The sequence below is a fragment of the Clostridium sp. genome, assembly GCF_016650095.1.
Classification (GTDB): Bacteria; Bacillota; Clostridia; order Clostridiales; family Clostridiaceae; genus Clostridium_AD.
Genome location: NZ_JAENWL010000274.1, coordinates 1 through 5,212 on the forward strand (window position 1 = coordinate 1; position 5,212 = coordinate 5,212).

Sequence of the window (5,212 nt, forward strand, 5' to 3'; positions counted from 1 at the left end):
TAATTGAAGGTAGCTATAAACTAACAACATCTGAGAATAGGTTGATAGACCTTGCATTATCAAATCTTGAAGTTGTAATGTTAGATAAAAATTTATCTGCTGAAGATGTAAAGTCACTTATAAAACAAAAGGATTTTGAATTACTTTATGTATATGTTTCAGATTACAAAAAGGAATATAACATTAAAAACAATACTATTTACTCTGAGTTAGTAGCGACCGCAAACAGGCTATATAACAGGAATATTACATATGTTGAAAATAATGATTTAATTAAAAAAAGATGGGTTATAACATGTAAGATAGCTGAGGACAGAAACGCAGTTGCTCTCCAGTTTCATCCTGATTTAATTTCTGATTTATTAGTATTTAAAAGTGATTATACAAGATTCGATTTTGATGTTAAGAAATATATAAGAAGTTACTATGCTTGTAGAATATATGAATTATTAAAGCAGTATCAATCATTTGGGAAAAGAGTATTTGAAGTGGGGCAATTGAGGTTTTTGTTGGGAATAGAGGATACCGAATACCCTCAGTACTCTAATTTTAAACAAAGAATTTTAAAACCTGCTGTAATGCAGATTAATAAAGTTACAGACCTGTATATAGAACTAGACGACAGCCTATATAAAGTGAATAAAAAAGTTGAAAAGGTAAAATTTAAAATGGTGAAACAATCAGTAAACTTCCAAGGTAAGGAACAAATAAGTTTCCTTGATAATCCCGATACAGTTCCGTCGGGATATAATGAATACAACGTTGTAAAAGAGTTCAAAGAACTTCTAGGAGTTACAATAAGTCCTAAACAAATTGATAAACTTGTTGAAAAGACATCTATTTCAATTAAAAAAAATCAGTTAAATGTATCTATCAGACAGTACATAAAAGAAAAGAAATTAGTAATAGATGAGTATGGAAAGAAAAACGAGATAAAATCTTATTTAGGTGCTATGATGAGAGCAATAGAAGGAAACTGGACTTTGGCATATAAAAAAACCAAGGGTGGGTTTAATGATTATGAACAAAGAGAATATGATTTTGATGATTTAGAAAAAAAGCTATTAGGATGGGATGTTACTAATGATAATAATGTAGGTATAGATGCTCAAAGTACTTCATTTGACGAAGTAGCCTCAGATAAAGAGTAACCCAACATAATCCTCGCATTTGTATAATTAAACAATTTGTACACAACAAAAACCTACCTATTAAGATTCTGGTTTATATGTATTTCAATACATTATGAATTAAAAGGGTAGGTTTTTGTTGTGTATGACCTATTTTAATTTAAAAAGGTAGGAATGTGTTGTGTTAAAATTCTTAAAAGGTAAGTTATTGTTATAGATGATATAAAAGCGAGGAAACTGTTGGGGATAAAAATTTAATAGAATTTTTATCAGAGAAGTATAATAAAAACATATCTAATTGATAGTTAGAAGAAAATATGGATCAGTATATTTAGAGAAATAAAACAAATCAATTTTAAAAAACAGATGAAGTAAAACAAGAAAGTTTAGAGCTTTTTATCCTTCATAAGGTAGTTTTTAAAAGTATACAAAGAAATATAGTGCTAGTAATTAAAGTTACTATAATGATACCAAATGGAGTATAGGGCATGTTTTCTGCACTATATGGAATGAGGTAGTATATTTAAATGATACGTAAAGTACATGTATTCAAAGTGCAAATAAGATGGGATAAGGGTTAGAATCTCTTTACACTAGATATTTAAAGGAGGGTATTCATAATGAAAATAATAGCAGGTATAGCAGATAGCTACGGGTTATATACTCTTCATAAAAAGTATAGTAGAGAAGATCAGTTTAATTATGTGGAAGAAAATGTTTCAACACTTAATAGTGATTACTTAGAATTTTATAAAAAGACAACTTTACCAAAAGTATATTATGAAAAAGATAAAATTGAAAATAATTATGAAACAGGTAAAATAAAATTTTTAAGTGAAGTGGAAAATGGGAATAGTAATAAAAATGCCATATTTCATTATAGAAAAAATTTAGTTGCAGATAATAATATAAATATTATTTTTGTACATGGATGGAGAGCAGATAATCTAGATAGATTAGGTAAAGTATTTTTAGATAGTTTTATCGAAAGAAATTATAACATTTATAATTATGTATTACCTTTTCATATGGAAAGATCTCCAGATACATCTTTATATAGCGGCGAATATTTTGTAAGTGCAGATGTAAGCAGAACTCTAAAGTCTGAACAACAATCTGTAAGCGATATTAGAGCTTTAATAAGTTATATCAAAGCTCAGAAAAAAGGTAAAATTATAATTATTGGTTTGAGTTTAGGTGGGATAACTACTAATTTACTAAGTGAAGTTGAAGAAAAAATTGATGTGCTAATATCTTTGTTTTACGCTAATGATTTATCATATACAATATTTGAAACAGAAGCTGGGAAGTATATAAAAAAAGATTTTGTGAAAAATAATTTTAGTTATAGTTTATTAAAAAAAAGTTGGGAAGTTATTAATCCAAGCTTAAGGAAACCAATAATAGGTCTTAATAAAATAATGCTTGTATCAGGTAAGTATGATAAATATGTTATAGATAAGGACACAGATACCTTATGGAAAAACTGGGGTAAACCAAAAAGATATATGTATAGTTGTGGTCATTCCGGTATTGTACTTAGCAAAAACAAAATTAAAAAAGATGTTTTAGAATTTATAGATAAGAGAGTGTAATATTATGATATTTACAAGTATAGGTTTATTTTTAATAGCAGTTACAATTATTATAAAAGATTATAAAACAGAATCTACAAAATGGATAGCCGCATTATGTTTTTTTTCAGGATTAGGTTCACTTTCTGTAGTTTTTGAAGAAACTATAGCAGTATATTTGAAAACTCAGGGTGCTAGTCAGGAAACTTTAAAATTGGTAATTTATACAAGTATAATATTGTCCAATATTGCTCATTATCTAGCTCCATACGCTGCGCTTATGTATGGATTATCTTATGCAAATATAGTTAAGAAGAATAAAAAAATAATATATATTGTACTACTTATACCTTCAATTATGTGTTTTATGATTTTCCCTATAGTTAATAATTCTTTAAAAACACCAAATGAATTAGAACTATATTATAAACAACTAAGTGTTTGGTGCGTTCCATACATATTAGGGGGAGCTTTCCTTATAGTATATTCATACCTAAAGGAAAAATCTTATTTAACTAAAAAATATAAGCTTATAAATGCTAGTATTGTTGCACCATTTTTGGTTTATACGGCTGTAGCTAATTATGCATTAAGAAGTTTTGGCATAGACGAAGTTTGGAGAGTTTATCCAATATTATTTTCTATTCAATTCACTGGGTTTATATATTTCGCGTATAAATATGGCATATTTGGCGTTCGATTAAAATTTCATAAATATATGTTTGTATTTGAGGATGTATTACAACTTGTATCTGATTTGGTTTTAGTTTTAGATAAAAACTTGAAGATTATAGAAGTTAATAAAGCTTTTTCTGAAAATTTTTTAATAGAAGATAAAAAATATAATAGTTTTCATGACATAATGAATTATAGTAAACTAATTGAGTATAAGCACAATTTAATAAATTTAATTAATGAATCAAAAAAAAATAAGAATGTTAATATCATCGAAATATTAATAAAGAATAAGTATGATGATAAATATTTTGAGGTGCAAACTAATCCTATAATTCATAATGGCGAATATTTTGGTATAGTGCTTTTATTTAAAGATATTACTTTATATAAAAAGAATTTAGAACTTTTTAAACAAAATCAATTTGAATTAATTGAGAAAGAACGATTATTATCATTAAATCAATTAATTGGAGGGATAGCACATAATTTAAAAACTCCATTGCTCAGCTCAGCTGGAGGTATTCAAATAATCAAGAAAGATACATCAAAAATATATGAGTACATACAAGCTGAATATACTGATTTTGAGTATGTTACAAAATTGATGAATGAAATTAATGATTGGCAAAATAGAATATCAGAATATTTAATATATATGTCTGACGTAATTACTACAGTAAAAGGTCAAGTAAAAGAATTTGAACAGATTGATGAAGATGAATTTTCTATAAAAGAAGTTATAAATAAAATTAAATTGTTTATGAGTTTTGAACTTAAAAAACACAATTGCACATTAGTTGAAAAGCTAGATATTAGTTATGATGAGGTAATTAAAGGTAGTATTAATTCACTTATACAAGTTTTTATTATTCTTTTAACTAACGCTATAGAAGCCAGTGAAGAGAATGAAAAGAGTATAATAAGTATAGGTGTTTATAAAGAAAATAAAAAAATTATATTCTACGTTAAAAATTCAGGAAAGGAGATACCTACTAAAATTCAAAATCATATATTTAAAAAAATGGTAACTACAAAAGGAAATAAAGGGACTGGACTCGGGTTATATATATCTAAATCAATAATAACGGTTAGATTTAATGGTGAAATATATTTTGAGACAAATAATAGGGAAACAACTTTTTTTGTGAAAATACCGTTAATAAAGGAATGAGGGGTAATACATGTATAATAGTGGTATAAAGATAATGGTTATTGATGATGACGCTGGAATAGTTGATTCCATAAAAAATTTTATGGGTGATAAATATTATGTTGAGGGGTTTACAAGCTCTAGGGAAGGGCTTAAACAATTACAAAATAAAAGATTTGATATATTAATATTAGATTATTACATAGATGAGCTTACTGCAAAAGAGGTAATAGAGGAAATAAGAAAATACAATAATGATTTATATATAATCCTTCTTACTGGATATGGTGAAGAAATTACTGGAGTAAAGTCACTAGAAAATTTAAAAATACAAAATTATTATGAAAAAAATGCTGATTTTGAAAAACTAATAATATTTATAGAGGGTGTAATCAAATCATTAGAATTTTTTAATAACAAAAAGAATACAATTTCTGAAAGATTAAAAAAATTGAGGAAAAATAATGAGTTAACGCAAGATAATATATCTAAATATTTAGGTATACATAGAACAACTGTGACACAATATGAGTCAGGTGAGATAATTCCAACCACTCAAAACATTATAAAATTAGCTAAATTATATAATGTTACAACTGATTATATTCTTTGTTATGAACTTAATATAGATAAAGATGATATTAACGGGTTGAAAAAATAGAATATAAATGAATTTGAAA

General features: G+C 26.0%; 4 protein-coding genes. All 4 read left to right on the forward strand.

Annotated features, from left to right (window positions below):
* Positions 1-1,151: replication initiation protein (locus JJE11_RS14245; RefSeq protein ID WP_291636779.1), on the forward strand; the 1,151-nt coding region annotated here is incomplete at its 5' end.
* A gap of 599 nt (positions 1,152-1,750) precedes the next feature.
* A complete protein-coding gene (locus JJE11_RS14250) occupies positions 1,751-2,725 on the forward strand; it encodes an alpha/beta hydrolase (protein WP_291636781.1) in 975 nt (324 codons plus the stop codon).
* 4 nt (positions 2,726-2,729) lie between these two features.
* Complete coding sequence (locus tag JJE11_RS14255; protein WP_291636784.1) at positions 2,730-4,553, forward strand: ATP-binding protein; 1,824 nt, start codon at positions 2,730-2,732, stop codon at positions 4,551-4,553.
* A 10-nt stretch (positions 4,554-4,563) separates the two neighbouring features.
* Positions 4,564-5,193 carry a helix-turn-helix domain-containing protein gene (locus tag JJE11_RS14260; RefSeq protein WP_291636786.1) on the forward strand — a complete coding sequence of 210 codons (630 nt, stop codon included), beginning with the start codon at positions 4,564-4,566 and terminating at the stop codon, positions 5,191-5,193.
* Positions 5,194-5,212: the final 19 nt, after the last annotated feature.